We start from the raw sequence: 24009 nt of genomic DNA on the forward strand, positions 1-24009 counted from the left end.
CAGTTGACAGGAGGTGAGGCAGCCCCCGTCTTCTCTTCGAGACTCTCTGCGAAGGCAGTTCCCGTCGTTCGCGGTAGCGTCTCCGTTGGCGCAGCCTCCCGAAGGGAAGGAGATGGGGAACTGCCGAACCTTTAGGGCAGGAGGCAGAAGGTTAAAAACTTTTACTCAGAACTCATCACTCCCCTCAAAGGAAACTTCTCCCTTTCAATCTCCGTCCCTGGAAATTATCGATTTTATTTTTTATCTCATCAATATTTAGTATTCGGAATGTTTTTTATTGCATAACCCTAAATCAAACACTGTTGTAATTAGATTCAACCGTCAAACAATGATAATATTTTTCTCTTAAAGAAATTTTCAACTTAAATCTAGAATCCAAAATGATCTTAATTCTCAATCTTTAGTAAACGCAACAATTGCTGATTAATATTCTTCAATGAATGTAGTAAATTCTCTGTAGTGCAGTGTTTTATTTAATGCTTCACAGCAAAATCATGTGTTCTGATAGTACGGGAATAATTAAGGGAATACTGAGAATCTAAGCTCTTAAACTGTGTTTTTATACCGTATTTCCAGACAAGAAGAGGGTATCAAGGCTGAAAATAAACTGGTAAAAAGGTGACGACTTACCAATATGTTGAGGTATTGAAGACTCTCGTGAAAGCGAATCAGGAGAAAGAATTGTGAAATTACACTGGTTACTATCTGGTACTGTTGGCACTGTCTTATTACTGTCGTCGCCGGCGTTGGCTACGAGGTTAAATTCTTGGCGCTTTGATGTTAATCAAAACCGCTTAGAAATTAATACTACAGGTGCTGTACAACCCAGAGCGCAACTGATTTTTAACCCCACACGTCTAGTAATTGATTTGCCAAACGTTACATTTGGGCGATCGCAGTTAAGACAAGAGATAGGCGGTAGAATCCGTTCTGTACGTATAGGGCAATTTGATCCGCAAACTACCCGGATAGTAGTCGAACTCGCTCCTGGTTACACTCTCGACCCTCAGCAAATCAAATTTATTGGTACTACTGCTAGTCGTTGGACGGTACAATTACCTACACCAATCGCCGAGCAAGTACAGTCTGCCCCAGACAATAGTTATAATGTGGTGACTATTGACCCGGATAGTAAAACTAATTTACCAACTAATCCCAGACCAGAGTTACCAACTAATCCCAGACCAGAGTTTTCCGATAATGTAGTTAGCGCCGCCACCGCCGCCACTCAAATTGAAAACCTGCAAGTAACAGGCGATGGCTTTTTTGTGCGGACAAGTGGCACAGATGCCAAAGTTAGAAGAGTGATTCGCAGCTTTGATCGCACTTCTATTTTTGTGGATATGGACGATACAAATTTATCGCCTCGTGTTCAGCGAAATATTGCGGTCAATAGACATGGTGTTAACCGAGTTGAATTTACTCAAAAACAAGGCAGAACACCCGGTATTACTATGGTGTTGCGGGTAGATAAAAATAGTCCAGACTGGCGAATATCTAACAGTAGTGCTGGTGGTTTAGTAGTTCTGCCTAATCGTTTAGTAAGATTACCTAACAATGAATACAGCGAAGGCAACACATCGACTTTACCTGACCGAGTATCTACAACCGACTCCATAGCCACAATTAACTCCGTTGACTTGGCTAGTAACGGTACACAATTACTCATTAGAGCCGACCAAAGAGTATCTGCTAGCAGTGGTTGGGATAGAAGCACAGGTTTATTCCGTATTACTATTCCCAACGCCAGGTTATCGCCTCAAGTCACCGGGCCGCGTTTGAATGCTAATAGTCCTATTCTCCGGGTACGGCTGCAAAGACAAGAACCTAACACTGTAATTGTGCTAGTCCAGCCAGCAGGTGGAGTACAAATTGGGGAACTCAACCAAGTCGGCAACCAACTTTTAGCTTTAGAATTACAAGGTTCCCGTCGTCTGGGAACAACACCACCCCTACCCCCCATCCAAGGACAATTACCAGATCCAAGCAATCCCCGCCCTACTGTACCTCAACCAGGAACAAGACCAATTCCTAAAGGGAGAGTAGTAGTATTGATTGACCCAGGACACGGTGGGAAAGACTCAGGCGCAATTGGTATTGGTGGAGTCCGGGAAAAAGATATTATCTTGCCCATCAGCGAAAAAATTGCTCAAGTTCTCCAGCAAAATGGCGTGCAAGTAGTATTAACACGAAATGCTGATTATTTCGTCACTCTTCCCGGTCGAGTTCAAATGGCGGAAAGGATTGGTGCTGATGTCTTTGTCAGTATCCATGCTAATTCCGCAGGTGCAGGTCGTCCTGAAGTCAGTGGTTTAGAAACTTACTATTATGACAATGGTTTGGGTCTTGCCCGGATAGTTCATAACAACATTCTCCAAAGTGTGAATGTCCGAGACAGAGGAGTACGCCGCGCTAGATTTTACGTCCTCAGAAAAAGTTCCATGCCTTCTATTCTGGTAGAGACGGGATATTTGACTGGTAGAGATGACGTTTCTAAACTACAAAGTGCAGCTTACCAAAGACAAATGGCAGAAGCGATCGCTCGTGGTATTCTCCAGTATCTTAGAAGATAATCATCCTGATTGCCGGATTATCTGTGTTATTCCTCAAGAGTTTGTGTGAATACTAACCACATCCTTATATCGTGAACCTAAATCTCATGCCTGTGTGGCATGAAAAAATTAACAGGGCATGTTAGAATGTTTCGCCATTAGTTTTATTTTTATACCAGTGCATAATTTTATTGCCGCAAAGCTGAAGTTTGTACGGTGATGGTGTGAGGATTAACCAACATTTTGGAGCATTAAAAGCTCTCATGAACGCATATCAGGAGTAAAATTGTGAAATTACACTGGTTACTATCCGGTACGGTTGGAACCATCTTATTACTATCATCGCCAACTTTAGCAGCGAGGCTAGACTCTTGGCGATTTGACGCTAATCAAAATCGCTTAGAGATTAACACCACCGGTGCTGTACAACCCAAAGCGCAACTAATTTTTAACCCTACACGTTTAGTCATTGATTTGCCAGATACCGCATTTGGCCAACCCCAGTCAACACAACAAATTGGCGGTACAATTCGGGCTGTACGTGTAGGCCAGTTTGACCCACAAACTGCACGCATTGTCGTTGAACTCAGCCCAGGTTATACTATTGACCCCCAACAAATAAAATTTGTAGGCATTAGTCCTAGTCGTTGGTCTGTACAGCTACCTACCCCAACATTCCAAAGAGTTGCATCGCAAACTGAAATCGTCCAGCAACCAGTACCGACAATACCATCAGACAGTGTTGATGGAGGTTCTGCCTTATCACCTAGAAATGTCTACTCTGTTACACCAACTACTCCAGAACGACCTGTTAATAATATTGCCTCTGTTACTCAAATCGAGAGTTTAAGAGTTACAGGCGATGGTTTTTTTGTCCGCACTCGTGGTGGTACACCTCAAATTCAAGTTAATCGTACAGATGATAGGCGTTTAATTAATATTAATGTTGCTGGCGCATCTTTATCACCTAGTATTCAGCAGGATTTACCAGTTAATCGTTACGGTGTAAATAGTATTCAATTTACACAAACGTCACCGCAAACTGTACGTATTTCCATGCAGGTGGATAGAAACAGCCCTGACTGGCGAGTCACTAACAGTAGTGTAGGTGGATTTATTATCTTACCCGGTAGGAATCTGGCTAACCTATCCCAAAGCAATACTCCTAACAACATCTCAACCAATGCCAACTCACCAGCCATTATTCAGGCGATAGAATTGGCTGATAATGGTACACAACTTTTAATTCGTTCTGACCAACCTGTATCTGCTAGAGGTGGTTGGGACAGAGCTTCAGGACTATATCGTATAACTATTAATAACGCTAACTTATCTCCTAGAGTTACAGGCCCAGTTTTTAACGCCAACAGCCCTATCCTGCGTGTGCGCCTGCAACCCCAAGCAAATAATACAGTAGTTGTTTTAGTCCAACCAGCAGCCGGAGTGCAAGTAGGGGAACTCAATCAACTTAGCAACCAGCTTTTAGCTTTGGAATTGCAACGTTCTCGGCAATTGATACCCCCCATAGGTTTACCTCCCCTACCATCACCTAATCGTAATCAATTACCAGACACAAATATCGATAATCCGATCAATGTTCCGCAACCAATATCTAGACCAGTTCCTAGAGGTAGGCTTTTAGTAGTTATTGACCCTGGACATGGTGGTAAAGACTCTGGCGCACCTGGTTTGGGTGGTTTGCTAGAAAAAGATGTGGTTTTGCCTATAGGTCGGAAAATAGCCTCTATTTTAGAGCAGAATGGCGTGCAAACAATCCTGACAAGGGATGCCGACTTTTTTGTGGAGTTACAAGGACGGGTAGATATTGCCGAACGAGCCAACGCGACTTTATTTGTCAGCGTTCATGCTAACTCTGTCGATGGTCGTCCTGATGTGAATGGGCTGGAAGTATATTACTACGATAGTGGTTATGGTTTAGCGGAAACAGTCCGCAAGACTATTCTGCAAAATATTGGCACACTCAAAGACCGAGGTACACGCAAAGCTCGGTTCTATGTCTTAAGGAAGAGTTCGATGCCCTCAATTTTGGTCGAAACCGGTTACATGACTGGTAATGAAGATAATCCCAGACTAGGATCACCAGAATACCAAAACCGCATGGCAGATGCGATCGCTCGTGGTATCCTGCAATATTTAAAGAGATAGTAAAATTTTCATCAAGTTAAAAATTTAGACTAAAATCCTCACCCCCAAGGTGGTAATTAAACTCGATGTAGATGCAGAATTTAGTGGTCAATTGGTAAATTGTCTGTTAAATTCTGTATTTTAATATTCAAAAATCTCTCACCATATTTGCCTGTGTATTCATCTTCCAGCTTTGAAGGTAATCTTTACGGTTTCTCAGAACAAGAACCTCAACGCGCCCCTATTGGCGTATTTGATAGTGGTGTGGGTGGGCTAACGGTACTACGTCAAATCTATCGTCAGCTACCTAATGAATCTGTAATATATTTTGGTGATACAGCAAGACTCCCCTACGGTATTCGCTCACAAGCAGAAATTCTCCAGTATGTGCGCGAAATCATGGACTGGATGCAGCAACAGCACGTCAAATTGGTAGTCATGGCTTGTAACACCAGTTCTGCTCTAGCTTTAGATATAGTCCGAGAGGAATACGATATTCCCATTCTTGGCGTTATCCTCCCTGGTGCTAAAGCCGCAGTCCAACAAGGTAAGCGTATTGGTGTTATTTCCACACCAGCTACAGCAAAAAGTAACGCCTACCGTCAAGCGATTTGGGAAATAGACCCTAGTGTCGAAGTTTGGCAAGTTGGTTGTCCTGAGTTTGTTCCCCTCATAGAACAAAACCGCATTCACGACCCCTATACAACCGAAGTAGCTAAGGCATATCTAGAACCACTCATTCAGGAAGATATCGACACCTTAGTTTACGGCTGTACCCATTATCCCTTACTTGCGCCAGTGGTGCGATCGCTCCTTCCCCCCCAAGTTAAAATCATTGACCCAGCCGTCCACGTCGTCACAGCTTGTATTCAAGAATTAGACTTACTTGGCTTAACCAATACTCATCCACCATTACCAACGCGCTTTGCTGTTAGCGGTTGTCCCCAGCAGTTCGCACAGTCAGGTGTACAATGGCTAGGCTATACCCCATTGGTGGAAGCTGTAGATTTTGCCGCCGTACCAATTTCTCAATTTCAGTAAGATTTTGGGTAATTCGTAATTTTCACCCTACAAATACAAGCTCTTGTGATTAGTGACTATAAATCTTACTAGCTGGTCTGTAGGGTATTACGAATTTATCATTAGTATTTATTAGGTCACTAATAACCAATGACTAATGACTAATAACTATTGACTATTAACAACTTCAGAAACTGTATGTGAAACAGATAATTTCTGCTGAATATTATTTGTATCAACTACAGATTGATTATTACTAGGTTTTTTCCCAGTTCTTTTAGCTAATCCTAATAATAAATAAACTGTGAATAGGTATCCAGCCGCTAAAATAAAAATCATCATAGGCATATCCCCATAAGTCATTGTTCCACCAAAACTTTTTCCAATACATAATCAAATTGCATAAAGTTAGCAGGACATCAACCAATCAAGTAAATTCTTGATGGCCGTATTTTGCTATGGCAAATCTTTCCGTAGAGTTTTAATTCTCTTTGCCCAACGGATTTACTATTCAATTGATTTTGCAGACTATACATTCAACAACAGCTAAATCACTAACATAGTGATTCAAACTGCTTGTCTTAGCAGCCTACCTAGTCCGCTTGATTTTTCATAACATCTTTATGCCAGAGCCATGCTCACGCTCAACGCAAGCTAAAAACTTGCAGCAACTTCTCCAAGAGAGTTGCCTAGCTCTAAATAAAGAGTTCTCATCGTCAAAAAAGAAAGCAAGAAAATACTTTCTTGATTCTCACCTTAACGATGTACTATTTTCGATTCACGACACCAAGCAAGTAGCATCACTTAAAAAGCGACCTACTTGTGAGCGGTGAATGCTTGAAAAATTTAAAATCCTTACATTTTAGCGTAACACAATAACCCCAGATTTGAAGCTAATTTTGAGGCTAAATTGCAAATTTTCTAGATGGTTACACAGAGGTAAGAAATACTTACTCTTAACCTAAAAATAACTCATCTGTAAGAAGTAATAGTGAAGACAAAAAATGTACCTCTGGGGTTGTATTCAAGGCCACTAAAGATGTGTATTGCCCAACTCAAATTTGCTATATTTACGAATTAAATGAAAACAATAAAGACTTTTTGTTAAAACAGCTAAAGTATAATCATTTACACAATAGAATTTTACTACGGAGCATACGGTAGTAACTTAACTTAAGAAACCGCAACAGAAGGCAGGCGTTAATTAATAACTTTTTTATCTCACTACTCAGCATGGGCTAAACGCCCCGCTTCCGCTAACATCACTCATCACTCAGCACTATCTCCTTAGAGAAAATGAGAAAAACCTTGCACTAGCACAGGGTTATCTTAAAATGAGTATAGGATATGTAAACTTTCGTAACCTAAGTCTGAGTCCGCCAATCCATGACCCCAGCCACCTCCCTGTTTACCCCTGTGGAAGCAGACCTGCGAATACTAGCAGATAACCTGAAACAGCTCGTCGGAAATCGCCACCCCATTTTATTTGCGGCAGCCGAACATCTTTTCGGAGCTGGGGGAAAGCGTATCAGGCCAGCAATCGTGCTGCTGATATCAAGAGCCACAATGTTAGATCAAGAGATTACGCCACGTCATCGCCGACTAGCCGAGATTACAGAAATGATTCACACGGCAAGCTTAGTACATGACGACGTGGTAGATGAATCAGAAGTACGGCGAGGCGTACCCACCGTTCACAGTTTGTTTGGTAATCGCATTGCCATTTTGGCAGGAGATTTCTTATTTGCTCAATCTTCCTGGTATTTAGCAAACTTAGATAACTTGGAGGTGGTCAAACTCCTCTCGGAAGTCATTATGGATTTGGCTACAGGGGAGATTCAGCAAGGGCTAAACCGCTTCGACGCTAGTATCTCCTTGGAAACGTACCTCAACAAGAGCTACTACAAGACTGCTTCCCTAATTGCCAACAGTTCTAAAGCTGCTGGTTTACTGAGTGAAGTGTCTAGAGAAACCGTTGATCATCTCTATGGCTATGGTCGCCATCTGGGCATAGCATTTCAGATTGTCGATGACATTTTAGATTTCACCAGCACTACAGACACTCTTGGTAAACCAGTAGGATCAGACCTCATAAGTGGCAACCTCACCGCGCCAGTTTTATATGCTTTAGCGGAAAAACCCTACTTAGAGGTGCTAATTGAGCGCGAGTTTGCCCAAGAAGGAGATTTAGAGCAAGCACTAGAACTAATCCAAAATAGTCAAGGCATACAGCAGGCGCGAGACTTGGCTGCTCACCACACTAAGTTAGCAATTGAGCATTTAGCAACTCTGCCACCTTCTGAATCTCACCAAGCACTGATCAATATAGCTGAATATGCACTAAGCCGATTGTATTAGTGGATTTTATAATTTTTCTTTTAAAATTAGCGATTCTTGACATTTGCATTTTTGGGTGTGGGATGTATTGAAAAAATCCCACACCCAAAATTTTTTTAGGCAATATTTGGGGGTATGGATTTAGGCGATCGCTGCTTTTTTAGCTCTTTGTGTATACGTTTTTGGAAATCATCACGCCGAACTTCGTATGTATGAGTGGTTTTACCCGGCGTTTCCAAAAAAACGATACTATCTACGGGTTCTAATGCCACTAATTGGAACAAAATGTGGGTAGATGGGGTAATTACCGCCCCAAGGTGAGGGTCTAGCCCAGCATCTAAGATCAAAGAAGTATCCTGTATGGTAGGGAAAGCGTAAACAACACGCTTTTCGATTCCTGGGCTTGCTCGATGCCTCAACGTAGTTAAGACCCAGCTACCTTCTGAATCTTGAAGAATGTAGTACTGGGAATGACGCAACTTTTGAGCGATCGCCACAAGCAAAGGAGCAATTGCTGCCACAAGATTTGGTGTTACACCATCATTGGGTGCATTGTTAATCAGCAATTGTATTTGTGCTTCTAAATCCATATTACTTGTCAACGGCTCCTGGGTAATAGCAATAACATTTATCAAAATGTGATCTATTCCATCAGACTTGGGAATAATAAAATCAACCACATCCTCATGGCAGAACTGGTATGCGTTTAGTGTATATGCAAAACCATCAAGCCAATACCCAAGGTCGTCGCAGGTTGTTTATAAAGTTTATGTTAGGGTCTAGTGAATATCGACACTATGAATTCAGCCGCAACCGCAACTATTCCAACCGCAAATCTTCTAGAAGAAAACTCTATTGGTGTGGAGGTAATCTTTAAACTGGTTTATCAGGAGTTTAAACAGTTTACCAAAGCTTCAGACCAAAATTGTCACGATGTAGCAAATCGTATCACTACAGAAGTATATCGGATTTGTACCGAAAGTAAACGGATTCAAGCTTCCGGTGCTATAGAAAATTCAGCCATGACCCTAGCCAAGCATCGGCTACAACAATGTCTGAGATATTATCAACAAGGTTCTAACCGAGGCAGAGTGGAACTCCACAGTACACTCAGCGCTATTATTTATCGATACATTAATCCCCCTCAGCGCCAATTAAGTTACCAAGGGCGACTGACTATCATAGAAGATTTCTTACAAAGTTTTTATTTAGAAGCCTTAAATGCTTTCCGCCGCGAAAATCAACTAGGCCCTACATACCGTCCCCAAACTCTGCTTGAATTGTCAGAGTATATGGCATTCACCGAGCGCTATGGTAAGCGCCGGATTCCCTTACCAGGACGGCAACAACAGTTGATTATCCTGCGGGCGCAAACCTTTTCCCAACAGCAACCCCCAGAAGCTAACGTTGATATAGAACAAGCATCCGAAGGTAGTTCTAATGAAGGTGATGGTTCTTGGGAGGAGCCAGCCGTACAGAGATTGCGCTCTGCTATGGCTACCCAACCAGCACCAGAACCTGAAGAAGACACCTTACGCTCTGTAGTCATTACAGAATTAATGGACTATTTAGAGCAAAGGCAACAATCTGACTGTGCTGATTACTTTTCCCTACGTCTTCAGGACATGTCAGCTCAAGAAATTGAGAACGTTTTAGGATTAACACCACGTCAGCGAGATTACTTACAACAACGCTTTAAGTATCATTTGATTCGGTTCGCTTTGTTACATCGTTGGGAATTAGTTCACGAATGGTTAGAAGCTTCTTTGCATACTAACTTAGGTTTAACTCCCCAACAGTGGCAAGCCTACACCGACCAACTGGACGAGAAACAACGGTCTTTATTAGACTTAAAACAACAAGGTCAACCAGATGAAAAAATTGCCAAAACTTTAGGGTTATCAATGGCACAACTACAGAAGCGGTGGTTTAAGATTTTGGAACAAGCTTGGGAAATTCGTAATTCCTTAGTGTCCGGATCAAGTGCATCCGCTCATGAATAGTGACTCAGAATCCTTACAAAATTACTTACTCGGTTTGTTGGCATATCCTGTCAACAAACACGAAAATAGTAGGAAAGTTGTCAGGAATCGATAGGGAACATCTTGATCAATTAACCTGCTACTTGACGAAGTAGTCAGCATAACTGGAAAAGATAGCCCCAAACCTTTTGATTAGGAGAAATTCCTACTGTGCAAGAACGTTTTCAATCCGTCCTTAAGCGTCGGTTACAAATTCACATCGAAAATAACCCACCCCTCTTCCCTTGGGAAAGTCAGATAGTTGATTACCCAGATTATGTAGAAGAGCCATCATTGGTTTTAACTCCTAATTGGGGATGGTTAGCCCAGCAAGCAAAGCTGAACTTACCTGTAACCCTACCAGAGAAAGTTTTTCAAGAAATTTTGGAAAGATGCCAGCAGATGGTGACATCTACGTTACCCTTGGGTGCAAAATTAGTCCAGGTAGTAGAGGGTTTCTTCCCTAACGAGTCACAAACAATTAATGACTTGGCTGGGTTAGTACTGCGAACTAGTTATAGATCGTCTGAAATGGATACCATGCCTAATATTCAGAGCGATTACGCAGACTTAGAACCTCGCCAACAAATGGCTTTGTCTTTGCTGGCAGCGAAACATCTACTAGGTAACTTGACTTTGCCAGTTTCACCAAACCAACCAGTTGTAGAAAGGCTTTGGCTAACTAGTCTTGGGGCTTTAACTTTGCGCGTAGAATACTACAGCAAAGACGATGTTACCCAGTTAGTTGTCCATAGCGATTTACCAACTCAGGGAATTTTGACATTGCAAGGTAATGGTAGTATTGCGATGGCTCAATCGTCAACCCCAGGATGCTTGAGTGTAGAGTTAACCAGCAAACAACCTCAAACAAGTTACACATTAGAGGTTGATTGTCCAGAACTCGATCAGCAACCTTTGCTATTTGTCATTAATCCTACAATCTAGCGGAAATTACCAGCGCTAGCACTATATATATGAAGGCAGTAGGCAAAAGGCAGCAGACAGAAGGGGATAACCTTTCTAACTTCGGCTTTAAAGCTTTTTCAACTAGCCATTTATTTGTGTAAAGCTGCACTAGTTGAACAATGCCAATCATCAATAATCTTGCAGCTAACTAATTTTTTCTCAGTCAAGGGTCATTAGGGCTTCTACAATCACCCGCAGCGAGAATGAAAATTTACGACTTACCTAATACTCCCAAAAGTTACTTTCGGGGAGTTCCTGTTTTCTTAAAGGAACTTCCCGAAAGTTTGTATCTATTCAAATTCGGTTAATACTTATGATAGCTTTGGGCTGGCTGGTAATAAGTAAGGGTAATGGGTAAGTAGGTGGACACAATTTTTATAAGACGCATTTCGACTACGCTCAATGCTCGTTAACCTGATTAGAAGAGGGTTGAGTTTCGACTACGCGGTAATCCGAGCGTAGTCGAGATTCAACTCTCGCGCAGTCGAAACCCGACGCTATCAAGTTAATTTTAATTTAGTCCTTCTACTTAATTGTTTTTTGCTATGACCGATTAGCGATTACCAATTACCAATTACCAACCTCCACAGATACTATAAGTATTCAACCAGACATGATAAAAGCATCTACTTTATTTCTTTGCTGACAATTAAAATGTTTAAATTAACCAGGTTCAATCAATTTTGGCCTTTGAGAGTCAGTTTGGATTGGCGAAAAAATACCCAGGGTTCGCCATTGATGGAAGTAGAAGATTCCATTCCTTTGCGGGTACTAGTGCTAGCGTTGGTAATTATCGGTATAGCGGCAATGGATATTGCTGCTTCCACCACATTTAGTTTTTGGGCAATACCAATAAGTGTGGTGGGTACAGTTTGGGGTTATTATTATCGTCGCAAACCTAATATTCCTATTAAGTTTTGCATTGCGATCGGGATGTTAGCGGCACTGGGTGCTTTTTTTGGGCGAATATTTGGCGAATTAAATGATACACGCTTGGCTTTAGCTGAGTTGTTAATACAATTACAAGTCCTCCACAGTTTTGATGTACCCAGGCGTAAAGACTTGGGTTACTCGATTGTAATTGGGTTGATTTTATTGGGTGTAGCTGCGACATTAAGTCAAACGCTGGCATTTGCACCTGTACTACTATTATTTTTAGCGATCGCTCTCCCTACATTAGTCTTTAATTACCGTTCACAATTGGGAGTAGACAATTCAAAATTCAAAATTCAAAATTCAAAAAAACAGAAATTATCTGCTGGGGTTCCTAGTTATTTCTTATTATTTGGTGTAGTTGTGGGGTTGGGTTTGGTGGTTTTTGCCTTACTACCCCGGTTCCCTGGCTATCAACTGCGGACTTTCCCTGTTAGTTCTCCTATCGAAGTCAATCAGAGTTTTACTGGTCGCTCTATTATTAATCCTGGTTATGTTCGTCAAGGTAATGCTGATAACCAAGGTAATGGGAATGGGAATGGTAATCAGCAAAATCAAAATGGTCAACCAGGAAAGGTAGATAATGATTTCTATTACGGGTTCAATAGCCAGATGAACCAAAACCTGCGGGGAGAGATGAAACCCAAGGTGGTGATGCGGGTGCGATCGCAGGCTGAGGGATTTTGGCGAGTGTTGGCTTTTGACCGTTATACGGGTAAGGGTTGGGAAATTTCCCGTAATGATGATGTAACGACGATTAAGCGATCGCCTTGGTCTTATCAAATATATATTCCACCAGCACCAATATCTGGCAAAACAAAGGAAGTAGTGCAGACTTATACTGTGGTGTCGGACTTGCCTAACCTGATTCCCGCCTTGTACTATCCCAAAGAACTTTACTTTCCGACACCGATGATCGCTGTTGATAAGGAAGGGGGGTTACGCGCACCTGTCGGCTTATCGAAAGACCTTACCTATACAGTTATTTCTGAAGTTCCTTACCGCGATCGCACTTTATTAGGGAAAGCTGGTAACGATTATCCTCAAAATATCAACAAACATTATTTGCAAATCCCCCCAGAAATTGCTGATAAAGTCAAGCAACGGACTGAAGAAATCCTTGCGGAATACAGTAAACAACTGGTATGGAAATCTGATACTCCCAAGACTCTTAATTCAAATTATGAAAAGGTGTTGTATTTAACGCAGCACCTCAAGCAACATTATTCCATACCGGAAAATCCTTTCGAGTTTCCCCATTTAAGTGATAACGAGGACTTAGTAGAGTCATTTTTATTCCAGCATCAAGGTGGTTATGCAGACCACTTCTCTACAGTTCTCACAGTGATGTTACGGTCTATCGGCATTCCTGCGCGGTTAGTAGCGGGTTTTAGTCCGGGAGAATTTAATCCATTCACAGGGATGTATGTTGTGCGTAATACTGATGCTTACGCGATGACGGAAGTATATTTCCCTAAATATGGTTGGTTTTCTTTTGACCCTATTCCCAATCATCCCCTTATTCCCCCATCGGTTGAGGATGTACAGACTTTTAGTGTGCTACGGCAATTTTGGCAATGGGTAGCTGGGTGGTTGCCTTCTCCAGTGACAGGTTTACTAAATAATGTATTTGGCACATTATTTAGTTGGATTGGTAAAGCGATCGCTTGGTTTTTCCGCCTGTTTACTCAAGGTTGGTTTGGGATTTTAACTGGCTTGATTGTAGGAACCTCTACAGCTTTTCTGGCCTGGCTGGGTTGGACGCAGTGGAAAGGATGGCGTACTCGTCGCTGGTTAGGTAAACTACCGCCAATGGAAAGCCTATATCAACAAATGCTGCAATGGACAGCCCAGAAAGGTTTGGGTAAACATCCAGCCCAAACACCATTGGAGTATGCCCAAGTTTCATATCAGCATCATGGTAAGACAACTGCCCAAGTCATTGACGAGATTTGTCAAGCCTACGTTAGCTGGCGATATGGTGGGCAAAAACCTAACCTAAATCAACTGCGCCAAAGATGGGAACAGATGAAAAAGACAAGTGGCGATCGCGTGAATAGTGGATTGTAGCTACTTTGCTTAAGCTGTTAGGTTAAGGGTGAAACGGTACAACTTCTGCTTCACCCTCAATAAACTTTGTATTTTGGGGTTAATCTTAATTGGTTGTGACTCGAAGTTGTGGAATATTAATCTAGTCAGAAGGACGACCAGGGAGATCAAGATAACGAGTTAACCATAAAGGCTCTTTATCTTTACGTTTTACATATGCAATGATTGTAAACTCACCCCAAAGATTTAACCATAACTCAAACTGGTTGTTCTTTGCTTCTGTAGCAATCACTTGGTGGCTAAAGCTTTCATGCAAACGATAAATAACCTTTTCACATTCATTAAAGTTATGTTCTGTATACGCCTCTAGCCACACTTTAACCCGGTATTTTTCCTGGGATTTTCTGTTCTTGGGGTAATTACTTCAGATGTATGAAGTAAGTAAACTTCTTCAGTAATACCTTTAGAATACTGTTGATAATTTAAGACTTGCTGATGCTGGTTCTCAGGAACACTAACTCCTTCGGTTCCCTCTGAAGTTGCTGTTGCTACTTGTTGGCTAGTAATTGCAGGAGGTGCGCCTAAAGAAAAAGTGCCTGCTTGAATAGGAGAACCCTGTTGTACTCTTTTCACAAAAGCACTGAACAATTCACCCAACTGCAATTTGAAATTACGGTTAATATAGCTAATTAGCATAGTCCAGAAGAAAATCCATGCCAAGGTTTGGAAAAGGGGAACCCACCCAGAGTCAAGCATTCCTCCTTTTACATTAGTAGGGGATGATGGAGATTGATTTGACTGAGCAATATAAACACTCTTAAATTCTTCCATAATGTCTTGGCATTAACCTTCTTTAGGCTTTAACTGCTATTAATAAGTCTAAAAATACTAAAATTTACTCACTGCATGATTAAGCGTGAGATATTAAGCTTTATAGCGTATTAGTGAATTAACTAAGCAATTATACATAAAATTTCTGCATCATCCACTTATTCAGAAATTGGACAGATTTTTCAATAGAAAAATACATACATGATGCAGTAAAAATTTTTCCTCAATAGCTAAAAAATGTAATGTATTTTTTTTAATTTGATTTTATATAGTTAAGAAAATCAGGAACTTGTTGTAAATAAGACCAATCATAGATGGTTCACTCAAGATTTTAATATCTTGAGGAAGAGGAAAGAAGTTAGCAATTACCCTTAGATGGTATTTGTAATTATCAACTTGGTACTAGCGCGTAGTAGCAGATCAATACCTATGTCTTTAGGAGGATTTTAAGTAAATTTGACTAATAAATAGCTAAAAAAAGCATCGGATAGTAAAAAACTCAATATGGCTAAATGTAATGCGTTGTAACTCTTATTTTTTCGGGATAACATGAGAATACAATCTTCTTTAGCTTTGTACACCACATAAGGTGTCAGTTTTTCTATGGAAATACAATTAATTAATATCGGTTTCGGTAATATTGTTTCGGCTAACCGAGTGGTTGCCATTGTGAGTCCAGAATCTGCTCCTATCAAGCGGATCATTACCGATGCTAGGGACAAAAATCAGCTAATAGATGCGACTTATGGTCGCAGAACTAGAGCTGTAATTATCACCGATTCCAGTCACGTAATTTTGTCAGCGATTCAACCGGAAACGGTAGCGAATCGTTTCGTTATTTCCCGCGAGCATCAGAGTGTAGAAAACTAATTCGGGAGGGGAGTAAAACCCTACTCCTGTTTGCAGCATATCGGCAGTACCATGTGGATTAGACAAGTTTTCTGTCACTCGTGCTACACATTCATTAGTTAAGGTTTGCGTTAATAACGTAGACTAGATTAAATTACTAACTTACCTAATGAACGCTTGTTCTTGATTAATTCACAGGTTTACGGATGATGCAAGTTTTATCCATCCATCGTGCTACTACCACAGAATCACCGTTTTCAGGCAAATTGATTGTGCTTACCGGGCCTAGTGGGGTCGGTAAAGGTACTTTAATGCGATCGCTCCTCCAGCGTCATCCAGAACTGTATTACTCTGTCTCGGCGACAACTCGCGCTCCCCGTCCTGGGGAAGTCGATGGCAAAAACTATTATTTTATTAGCCGCAGCAAGTTTGAACAATTGGTTGCTCAAGGCGAATTTCTTGAATCGGCAGAATTTGCGGGTAATTATTATGGTACTCCCCGCGAAGCTGTGCTGAATCAAGTCCAGTCTGGCAAATTAGTTGTGCTAGAGATTGAACTAGAAGGGGCAAGACAAATCCGCGCTTCCTTCCCCCAAGCTCTGAGTATCTTTATTCTGCCGCCTTCCTTTGAAGAGTTGGAAAGACGGATTCGGGAGCGGGGACAGGATTCACAGGAAGCGATCGCCCGTCGTCTAAAACGCGCCAAGGAAGAGATTCAAGCTGCTGAAGAATTTGATATTCAAATCGTAAATGACGATTTTGAAGCTGCTGTTAATGCGATCGAAACAGCATTATTTGGATAATTAATATCCTGTTTAATCATACTCAAACATTTTTACACCAAACAATCTGAGGACACATAAAGAAGATGATCTTTTTCTTTTGTGTCCTTAAGTTTTTTGAATTAATCAATTTTGCTAGATTTCCAAGTCATAATGGAGCATTAATCACAAAAACTCTACCCGCAGAGGGATAGAGTTTTGTCAGTGGTCAGTAGTCACTATGCAGAATCTGTCAATGTTTTAATACCATCTACTCTTGGGTAGAAGTATTAAAATATCACCAAAAACAACTGACTAAAAACAACTGACAACTGACACACACTGCAAATTGAATTAACCTAATAGACCTTGAATCAAAGCAATATTGCTAGTCAAGAAGTAAGCAACTACTGCACCGCCAATACCGCCAATCAAGAAAGCGCTGGCAAAATTGTTCCAGCCTTCTTTAGATTGGAAAGCATCAGGGGGAGCCGCAGTCACAGTAGCGAGGGGTTGGGGAGGATTGCTGCTAGCGTATAGAGATAAACCAGCAGTTAAAATGACAACTAAGCCGATGCTTGCTAGTAATCCAGCGAGGTTAGCATTAGGTGTATCACGCAAGGGGCCTAATTTAGCGAAGGGGCCAAAAATCCAGTAACCGTGAGCCATACCAATTTCTAGCCCACGTCTAAAAGGTGTGAGATTTTGACGATAAGCAGGTAAATTGTTAATGTATGACTTGCTTAAGTAGGAAGCATTAACCGGAGTTTCTAAGTTACCCCATTGAGGATCGCGTCCGGCTGGAAAAACCACTTCCCGATTTCTAGGATCGCTAGGGGAATTTTTTGATGCGTCTACTGCTTGCGCCATATTTTATGTTTGCCTCAAAAATACAATGGTGGCATTTTTATATTAATAATAATTGCAGCCAAAGCTTTTTTTTATTCGAGAAGTTTAGAAAAATTAATTTAGATTGTTTAAGATGCTGAAACTCGTAAGCTAAATCAAGCTTTACGAGTTGTGAATAAAATTTTTAGTGCCTATTTGTGTGATAAATACACTTAATTAATTAAGCCAATTCATCACACAAATTAGGCAAAAAACAACAGATTAATCCGTCTTAAATCTGAGTTTCAATTTATGGTAGGGGATGAAAAAGTAAATCTGGGAAAAAGCGATTGAACTCAATTAAAATCCCGGCTGTGATGGTCAACCAGATGGTAGCAGCTACGGGTGCTGTGGAAATAAACTTAAGTAAGTAGCCGGATTGATCGGTTTTCTCTGCCATGATGTTATGCTCCAAACAAGATAATAGATTAAGCGGGATTAGCGGGGAGAAACAGTAATCTCAGAATCCTTAGCTGTTAATTTGCCAGATAGGAGTTCTTGAACTGCGGCTAGTGGCCAAGTAAAGCCACTGAGGATGATGGGTAGAGCAATACTCAAATCGATTTGGATTTCCTTTTGCTCAGAATCATCGCCCTTCTGAACTGTTTGTAAGTAAGCACGACCTACCCAACCAATCCAACCAGCAATGTAGAGGAAGAGAATGCTAGGAATGAGAAAATCACCAGCTTTGTCAAGACGGCCATCTACAATTAGGTGAGGATAGCCTTCTGGCCCGCAAAGTTCTTGAGAATAACGCTCAAAACGTTTTTGTCCTGATTTGGGATCAGCCGTAGTATTGCGGGCATTTTTTGCCAGTGCTTGGAATGCAGGATTTTCTGCACAAGGTGTCAGGTTAGCTCCCAAGGCTTTTGCTGGGGGCGCAAAGCTGAACGACAGACAAATCACCAAAATCAAAGCAAACAATCGACGCATGGATTTGTTTCCTTTTATTACACAAGAAAAAGTTTTTTGTACAAAACGAAGCGGCTTGTACATTCTTGATTTGCTTAACTAGCAAGTCATCATACTCTTGCGCGGGAATCGAGTAAAGTTTAAGTAAATAAAAGTTAAAGCTTCTCAAACAAATCTTTAGAGAGTACTGAGTACCGAGTGAAGAGTGCTGAGTAGAATTTTTCATAATTAGGGAAAATTATTTTAGACCTCATACTTGGAAACTCAGGACTCAGGACTCAGCACTCATTACTTAGTCGTAGCAATGACAACTGTTTTAGCAATCGAAACCAGCTGTGATGAAACTGCCGTGGCAATTGTAAAGAATCGTCAAGTTTGCAGTAGTATCATAGCTTCGCAAATCCCAGTTCACCAACAGTATGGCGGGGTAGTCCCGGAAGTAGCCTCACGAGCGCACTTGGAAACGATAAATGACGCGATCGCCCAAGCAATGGCACAAGCTCAACTAGATTGGGGTAAAATCGACGCGATCGCTGCCACTTGTGCGCCTGGACTTGTAGGAGCGCTACTAGTGGGGCTAACTGCTGCCAAAACTTTAGCAATTTTACAAAATAAACCATTTTTGGGAGTTCACCACCTCGAAGGTCACATCTACGCGACTTATTTGAGTGAGCCAACTTTAGATCCCCCTTTTCTTAGCTTACTTGTTTCTGGAGGACATACAAGCTTAATTTACGTTAAAGAATGTGGTAAGTACGAAACCTTGGGGGAAACTCGTGATGATGCAGCCGGCGAAGCTTTTGACAAGGTAGCTAGGTTATTGAAGCTAGGTTATCCTGGCGGCCCAGTCATTGACAAACTAGCCCAAACAGGCGATCCCCAAGCCTTCGCTTTACCAGAAGGAAAAGTGTCTCTACCAGGTGGAGGATTTCACCGCTATGACGGCAGTTTTAGCGGCTTAAAGACGGCTGTACTGCGTTTAGTGCAGCAATTAGAGAAAGAGGGGGATAAACTGCCAATAGAGGACATTGCCGCCAGCTTTCAGACGACTGTAGCTAAGGCTCTAACTAAAAGAGCGATCGCCTGTGCTTTAGACTATGGTTTAGACACCATCGCCGTAGGCGGGGGAGTAGCTGCTAACAGTGGTTTAAGAAAACACCTCCAAGCAGCAGCTACAGAAAATAAATTGCGTGTGCTGTTCCCACCCTTAAAATTCTGTACAGATAACGCCGCCATGATAGCCTGCGCCGCCGCAGACCACTTATCACGCGGACACACTTCCCCCCTAACTCTAGGCGTAGAGTCAAGGCTAAATCTAAGTCAAGTCATGAAGTTATATCAATAGTCCATAGTGCATAGTCCATAGTTCAAGAACTCAGCCTCTATCTTTGACTGTTGCCTAATGACTAATGACTAATGACTAATGACTAATTCCCGAATATGATTTGCAACTGCATCTGGCTGTTCCAACATTGCCAAATGTCCACAATTAGGAATTTCAATCACATTGTCGCCACAGTATTGGAAAAGCCTATGAAAACTTGCTAAGTGGCGTACATACTTTGGTTCCATTACCTTATCGTCAGTCCCAGCCAGGAAATAAACTGGCTGCTTTAACTGCGAGACTAACTTGGGTAAACGGTTAACTTCTTCCTCGGTTGTGGAGTCTAGCAACGCGCCTAAAGCTGCTTCCGGGTCAGCAACGATAAAATCTATGACTCGCTGACGCGCCCACTGACGGTCTAGGGGACGAGATACACTAGCTCTAGTGAAGAGTAAATCAATTAGAGGTACTTGGGATAACCAACGGGGACGGAGTTGTAAAAATTTTTGTCCTGCTAAACGGAACTGTTCAAAAGCTTCTTTGAGATAAATACCGCCGCCTGCGTTGATACAAATGACACCCTTGATACACTCAGGCATTTGTGATGCTGCCCATAGAGCGATCGTACCTCCTAATGAATGACCAACAAGCCAAGCACTGGTAATATTTAGTTGTTTCAAAAGTGCAGCCAAATCCTGAGCATAAGCAGCTGGGGTATAGACAGACTCTAAAGATAGATTTATATCTTGCACAGACTGAGCCGATAAACTGACAGAACCAGATTCTCTGTGAAAATCACTTTCTAATTGTGATTGAGATTCCCCAAAGCCTCGTAAATCATAGGACAAACACTGTAAATCTATTGACAGTCGAGAAATCACAGGTTGCCAGTATCCACGGCTATTGAGCCAACCGTGAATAAATACTAGAGTATCAGGGCAGGATGTAGGGGCTGTCAGCTCGTATGCGTGGGGAAAGCCCAAGATTTCGATAGTTGCCATATCTATATCGTAACCCCAAGGGTGGGCGCGACAGAATAAGCAACTTAAAAATAGAAACGTTTAGGTTAGAGGTGGGACAGATGAGGGAGAAAGCTTTTCCCTTTCCCAATACCCAGCACAAATTCACTTCCCTAACAATCTTTGACGTACCCCTTCAGCAATCTTGTGTCCGAGATACTCAGGAATTAGACTTTCATTTGGCCCTAACAGATAGAGAATGAGCCTAGTACGTCCACGCCAAACTAGTAAGTTGGCATTAACTACCAATAGGTCTTCCTGCCAAATGGCGTACATGACCTTGTAAAATAACCCTGGTTGATTATCAGCTTCAATTACCAAAGCTGGAAGATGAAAAACTGGATCAACATAAAATTCAGTCTGTACTTGTTCTAAACCAACGTCTAGGTTGAACTCTACAGCTAACATTTCTTCTACTTCAAACCGCCCTCCTAAAGCCTCACGAATGGCACGACAAACATTCTCGGCTGTTTTATCTGTCAGGGCTTTACTACCACGGGATACCAAAAGTTTAATAAAAACCAGCATCGGTGGTTTAATCTGCCCATACAGACTCAAACCATGAATAGTTAGTCCATAGGCGGCTAGCACACCAAAAATGTCACTGAGAAGAAATGACTGATTGCGGTAGGCAAAATGCAGCGCACTTTTACTACCTTCCGGCTTCAACTCAATTACGGCACGTTTAGTTTTATAAAGACGATAGGCTAGCCGCAAATTTTGCAGTTGAATCTCACTGCTGACAAATTGTTCATAAAACTGGGGAAACGCTCTGTTAAAACGCTTAAGAAGTTCCAGTGTCGAAGATTTTAAACCAGAAGCCATTGTAGGTGTAAAACTCGCTTGCTTTTGTCGCCAGAGGAGTAGAGAGTGGGGGGAGATGAGGAAGAGGGGGAAGTAGGGGGAGATGGAGAAGAATATCTACTTACTTCATCACCCTGAGATCCTTATCTCTTTTCTTTTATATACAATTCGCTATTAGAACTTTTCGTTTTCAGGAATTTGTCCTAGCCTTTACAACAAAGTGCTAAAGTTGAAAATAATTGGTGTGAAACACACTGTAACCGGTTGTAGCCACTGAAAGTCTGAAAAATCCTCACAAATTGAGTGTACGGACTAAACAATGGTATTCCCTGTGTCAAATGTGAATCAACACTTTATATAGTGGACACCAATTTAGTTATACTACCCGAACCGCATTGGCATGGGTTTTTGGAAAACTTGGTTTAGTACTCCTGAATCTGGGACAAGTAAAACACAATCCTTTGAAGATCAGACGTTAGACGCTACGGGCAACTCTAACCCGAAAAGCGATGCCTCAGCAGGTACAAGAAATGCAGAACGTATCGTTTTTAGCACCGAGCGGGATATCGACCTGTATGAACTCGAAGAACTTTGTGATGCTGTAGGCTGGTCACGTCGTCCGTTAAGGAAGGTGAAGAAAGCCATTGAGCATAGTTTTCTCGTAGCTACTATGTGGCAAGTACGAGGAAACCAAAGACGGCTGATTGGTTTTGCTCGTGCTACCTCAGATCACGCTTTTAACGCCACTATTTGGGATGTGGTAGTTCACCCAGATTTTCAAGGTAAAGGACTGGGTAAGGCTTTGATGAAGTATGTACTCAAAAAACTCAGGAGTGAAGAAATTAGTAATGTAACCTTATTTGCTGACCCTCATGTTGTGGACTTCTACCGCACTATGGGTTTTATGCCAGATCCGGAAGGCATAAAAGGCATGTTTTGGTATCCTCATTAAATTTTCTCTAGAAAGAAACATAGCCAATAGTCAAAAAATTAGCTATAATGGTAAGAGACTTGTGTGATTAACACACAATCGGGATGTAGCGCAGCTTGGTAGCGCGCCTGCTTTGGGAGCAGGATGCCGCAGGTTCAAATCCTGTCATCCCGATTTAACTTGATTATTAATGAAGAAAATCCATACTCTGGCAAACAGGGTATGGGTTTTCCTTATAGATATCGTCAGAACAATTAGAATTTACTATCTTAGTTATTAGTCAATATCAAAAAATGCTATTTATAACTGTGTTTATACATAAAGGAGTAACCTGATTGAACGATTGTATATCGCCCGATTAGTAATAATTACTAGCAAATTTTTATAGTAAACAGAATTGAATAAATTAAAGATAGATGTATAAAATTAAACTTTTAATTAACTCGCGTGAGAAGGAACGATCGCTATTAAATAACGTCCCTAAACTTAGCTAAGAGCAATAAAATGGCATTGACTGTATTTACAAAAAAGGGAAGATTTTCGTCCTGGTGACGACTATATTTAATAGGCATCTACATGGATGTGTAGTGAATAGTTAAGCAAAACAGAGAAAAGCACAACTAAAAATACGGTCAACAGGTAGCAAGGAAATTACGAATAAACTTAAGAGTTTGAAAATATCAAGCTTTAAGTGTAAATTGGGAGCATTTAACGACTACCACAACTTTTTCTCATTTCCCAGAAATTGATATATAACTAAGACGAGTTGGTGGCGCGTGAATCCAACAATTGGTCTAACTAGAATTGAACACATTGATACGAGGAATACTCATGAAAGCATTGGTTCGCTGGGGCGCAACATTAGGTTTACTTGGAAGTACTTTACTAGGAACAGTATATTTTGGCAGCTTGCCAGCATCTGCATTATCAGAACAACAAATTAAAGAAAAATTAGATGGTGTACCTGTTTATTTAGTGACAAATGAAAAAGGTTTACCATTAAGCCGTCCTCTACCTACTCCACAAAACGGGCAGAAAGCTGGTGGTTCAATCACAGGGGTTTATATGAGTCGTCAAGAGGCTCAAGCTTTCATTAACGAGTTGCGTAACGCTAAAAATAAAGACCCCAAGATGGAAGAAATCATCAAAAGTCTACAGGTGACACCTGTACCGCTAGGGGTGATTTATCAGCAATTGCAACAAAGTAAAAAAGACCCCAACCGCTTGTTGTTCGCATTTAAACCTGTGGATCAGGAAGTTAAAGGAGCAATGGATTTATTGCGCCAAACTGGTCAACAGGTAAATCAGTTTAAGAGCGTGCCGATGTTTGCTGTTAGATTTGCACCCGATCAAGGTTATGTCTCAATCAAAGCAGGTAATGCAAATGAACAACAGTACATACCTTTATTCTTGAGTAAACAAGATGCACAGGGTTTGTTAGGACAGGTCAAGCCAAAACACCCGAAAGCGGATATTCAAGTTCTAGATATAGATGGAGTAATTCAGACATTACAAGCTAAAAATGATCCCTGGTTGAATCAAGTTGTCATCGTACCATCACCAGAATCTAGAGAATATATTCGGACTTTACCCAAAAACCAAGGGTCTAACACTCCTGCTGCTCCTAATCGGAACAACAATCCTACCAAGCCTGGGGCAAGGTAGAA

The 24009-nt window shown here is 41.4% G+C and carries 21 protein-coding genes and 1 tRNA gene; 13 read left to right on the plus strand and 9 right to left on the minus strand.

Annotation, left to right across the window (positions count from 1 at the left end; translation table 11 throughout):
- Positions 1-683 precede the first annotated feature (683 nt).
- From NSMS1_RS16620 to murI, 3 genes are all read left to right on the plus strand, one after another.
- Complete coding sequence (locus NSMS1_RS16620; protein ID WP_224085695.1) at positions 684-2573, plus strand: N-acetylmuramoyl-L-alanine amidase; 1890 nt, start codon at positions 684-686, stop codon at positions 2571-2573.
- Positions 2574-2840: 267 nt separating this feature from the next.
- Positions 2841-4718 carry an N-acetylmuramoyl-L-alanine amidase gene (locus tag NSMS1_RS16625; RefSeq protein WP_224085696.1) on the plus strand — a complete coding sequence of 626 codons (1878 nt, stop codon included), beginning with the start codon at positions 2841-2843 and terminating at the stop codon, positions 4716-4718.
- 153 nt (positions 4719-4871) lie between these two features.
- Positions 4872-5738 carry a glutamate racemase gene (gene murI, locus NSMS1_RS16630; RefSeq protein ID WP_224085697.1) on the plus strand — a complete coding sequence of 289 codons (867 nt, stop codon included), beginning with the start codon at positions 4872-4874 and terminating at the stop codon, positions 5736-5738.
- A 147-nt stretch (positions 5739-5885) separates the two neighbouring features.
- Here murI and NSMS1_RS16635 read toward each other — a convergent pair whose 3' ends face one another.
- Positions 5886-6080 (minus strand): hypothetical protein, encoded by a 195-nt coding sequence (locus NSMS1_RS16635; protein WP_224085699.1) that lies wholly within the window; start codon positions 6078-6080, stop codon positions 5886-5888.
- Positions 6081-7103: 1023 nt separating this feature from the next.
- Between NSMS1_RS16635 and sds the strand changes: the two genes are divergently transcribed.
- Positions 7104-8075, plus strand: coding sequence for a solanesyl diphosphate synthase (gene sds, locus NSMS1_RS16640; protein ID WP_224085701.1), 972 nt, complete (start codon positions 7104-7106; stop codon positions 8073-8075).
- A gap of 95 nt (positions 8076-8170) precedes the next feature.
- Here the strand turns inward: sds and NSMS1_RS16645 are convergent, their stop codons facing one another.
- The gene (locus NSMS1_RS16645) at positions 8171-8644 is read right to left on the minus strand and encodes a hypothetical protein (RefSeq protein ID WP_224095256.1); all 474 of its coding nucleotides are present in this window, start codon (positions 8642-8644) and stop codon (positions 8171-8173) included.
- Positions 8645-8851: 207 nt separating this feature from the next.
- On the opposite strand from NSMS1_RS16645, the gene hetZ reads away from it, so the two are divergent.
- The 3 genes from hetZ (at position 8852) to NSMS1_RS16660 (ending at position 14044) form a co-directional block, all read left to right on the plus strand.
- Positions 8852-10057: a heterocyst differentiation protein HetZ gene (hetZ, locus tag NSMS1_RS16650; protein ID WP_224085704.1), complete on the plus strand. Its 1206-nt coding sequence runs from the start codon at positions 8852-8854 to the stop codon at positions 10055-10057.
- Between the two features lie 189 nt (positions 10058-10246).
- The gene (locus NSMS1_RS16655) at positions 10247-11020 is read left to right on the plus strand and encodes a PatU (RefSeq protein WP_317986519.1); all 774 of its coding nucleotides are present in this window, start codon (positions 10247-10249) and stop codon (positions 11018-11020) included.
- Positions 11021-11695: 675 nt separating this feature from the next.
- Complete coding sequence (locus tag NSMS1_RS16660; protein WP_224085707.1) at positions 11696-14044, plus strand: DUF3488 and DUF4129 domain-containing transglutaminase family protein; 2349 nt, start codon at positions 11696-11698, stop codon at positions 14042-14044.
- A 121-nt stretch (positions 14045-14165) separates the two neighbouring features.
- Here the strand turns inward: NSMS1_RS16660 and NSMS1_RS16665 are convergent, their stop codons facing one another.
- Positions 14166-14399, minus strand: coding sequence for a pYEATS domain-containing protein (locus NSMS1_RS16665; RefSeq protein ID WP_224085710.1), 234 nt, complete (start codon positions 14397-14399; stop codon positions 14166-14168).
- Entirely contained in the window at positions 14390-14854 is a 465-nt protein-coding gene (locus NSMS1_RS16670) for a hypothetical protein (protein ID WP_224085713.1), read from the minus strand. Before NSMS1_RS16670 ends, NSMS1_RS16665 begins: the two co-directional genes overlap by 10 nt.
- A gap of 603 nt (positions 14855-15457) precedes the next feature.
- Here NSMS1_RS16670 and remA point away from each other — a divergent pair.
- Both remA and gmk read left to right on the plus strand, forming a co-directional pair.
- Positions 15458-15724, plus strand: coding sequence for an extracellular matrix/biofilm regulator RemA (remA, locus tag NSMS1_RS16675; protein ID WP_010994282.1), 267 nt, complete (start codon positions 15458-15460; stop codon positions 15722-15724).
- Positions 15725-15909: 185 nt separating this feature from the next.
- Positions 15910-16506: a guanylate kinase gene (gmk, locus tag NSMS1_RS16680; RefSeq protein ID WP_224085715.1), complete on the plus strand. Its 597-nt coding sequence runs from the start codon at positions 15910-15912 to the stop codon at positions 16504-16506.
- A gap of 312 nt (positions 16507-16818) precedes the next feature.
- Here the strand turns inward: gmk and NSMS1_RS16685 are convergent, their stop codons facing one another.
- From NSMS1_RS16685 to NSMS1_RS16695, 3 genes are all read right to left on the minus strand, one after another.
- Positions 16819-17334 (minus strand): photosystem I reaction center protein subunit XI, encoded by a 516-nt coding sequence (locus tag NSMS1_RS16685; RefSeq protein WP_224085717.1) that lies wholly within the window; start codon positions 17332-17334, stop codon positions 16819-16821.
- A gap of 268 nt (positions 17335-17602) precedes the next feature.
- Positions 17603-17752 carry a photosystem I reaction center subunit IX gene (psaJ, locus tag NSMS1_RS16690; RefSeq protein ID WP_224085718.1) on the minus strand — a complete coding sequence of 50 codons (150 nt, stop codon included), beginning with the start codon at positions 17750-17752 and terminating at the stop codon, positions 17603-17605.
- A gap of 38 nt (positions 17753-17790) precedes the next feature.
- Positions 17791-18285 carry a Photosystem I reaction center subunit III gene (locus tag NSMS1_RS16695; protein ID WP_224085720.1) on the minus strand — a complete coding sequence of 165 codons (495 nt, stop codon included), beginning with the start codon at positions 18283-18285 and terminating at the stop codon, positions 17791-17793.
- 283 nt (positions 18286-18568) lie between these two features.
- Between NSMS1_RS16695 and tsaD the strand changes: the two genes are divergently transcribed.
- Complete coding sequence (tsaD, locus tag NSMS1_RS16700) at positions 18569-19609, plus strand: tRNA (adenosine(37)-N6)-threonylcarbamoyltransferase complex transferase subunit TsaD (protein ID WP_224085723.1); 1041 nt, start codon at positions 18569-18571, stop codon at positions 19607-19609.
- A gap of 68 nt (positions 19610-19677) precedes the next feature.
- Here the strand turns inward: tsaD and NSMS1_RS16705 are convergent, their stop codons facing one another.
- Positions 19678-20589, minus strand: a complete 912-nt coding sequence (locus NSMS1_RS16705) for an alpha/beta fold hydrolase (RefSeq protein WP_224085725.1) — start codon at positions 20587-20589, stop codon at positions 19678-19680.
- 123 nt (positions 20590-20712) lie between these two features.
- Positions 20713-21432: a hypothetical protein gene (locus NSMS1_RS16710; protein ID WP_067774584.1), complete on the minus strand. Its 720-nt coding sequence runs from the start codon at positions 21430-21432 to the stop codon at positions 20713-20715.
- 379 nt (positions 21433-21811) lie between these two features.
- Here NSMS1_RS16710 and NSMS1_RS16715 point away from each other — a divergent pair, with 379 nt between their 5' ends.
- The 3 genes from NSMS1_RS16715 to NSMS1_RS16725 all read left to right on the plus strand — a co-directional run bounded on the left by NSMS1_RS16715 (position 21812) and on the right by NSMS1_RS16725 (position 24007).
- On the plus strand, positions 21812-22363 hold the full coding sequence (locus NSMS1_RS16715) for a GNAT family N-acetyltransferase (RefSeq protein ID WP_224085728.1): 552 nt from the start codon (positions 21812-21814) through the stop codon (positions 22361-22363).
- Positions 22364-22442: 79 nt separating this feature from the next.
- Positions 22443-22516 (plus strand) — tRNA-Pro (locus tag NSMS1_RS16720).
- A gap of 657 nt (positions 22517-23173) precedes the next feature.
- Complete coding sequence (locus tag NSMS1_RS16725; protein WP_224085730.1) at positions 23174-24007, plus strand: Tic22 family protein; 834 nt, start codon at positions 23174-23176, stop codon at positions 24005-24007.
- Positions 24008-24009: the final 2 nt, after the last annotated feature.

The sequence above is a fragment of the Nostoc sp. MS1 genome (assembly GCF_019976755.1).
Lineage (GTDB): Bacteria > Cyanobacteriota > Cyanobacteriia > Cyanobacteriales > Nostocaceae > Trichormus.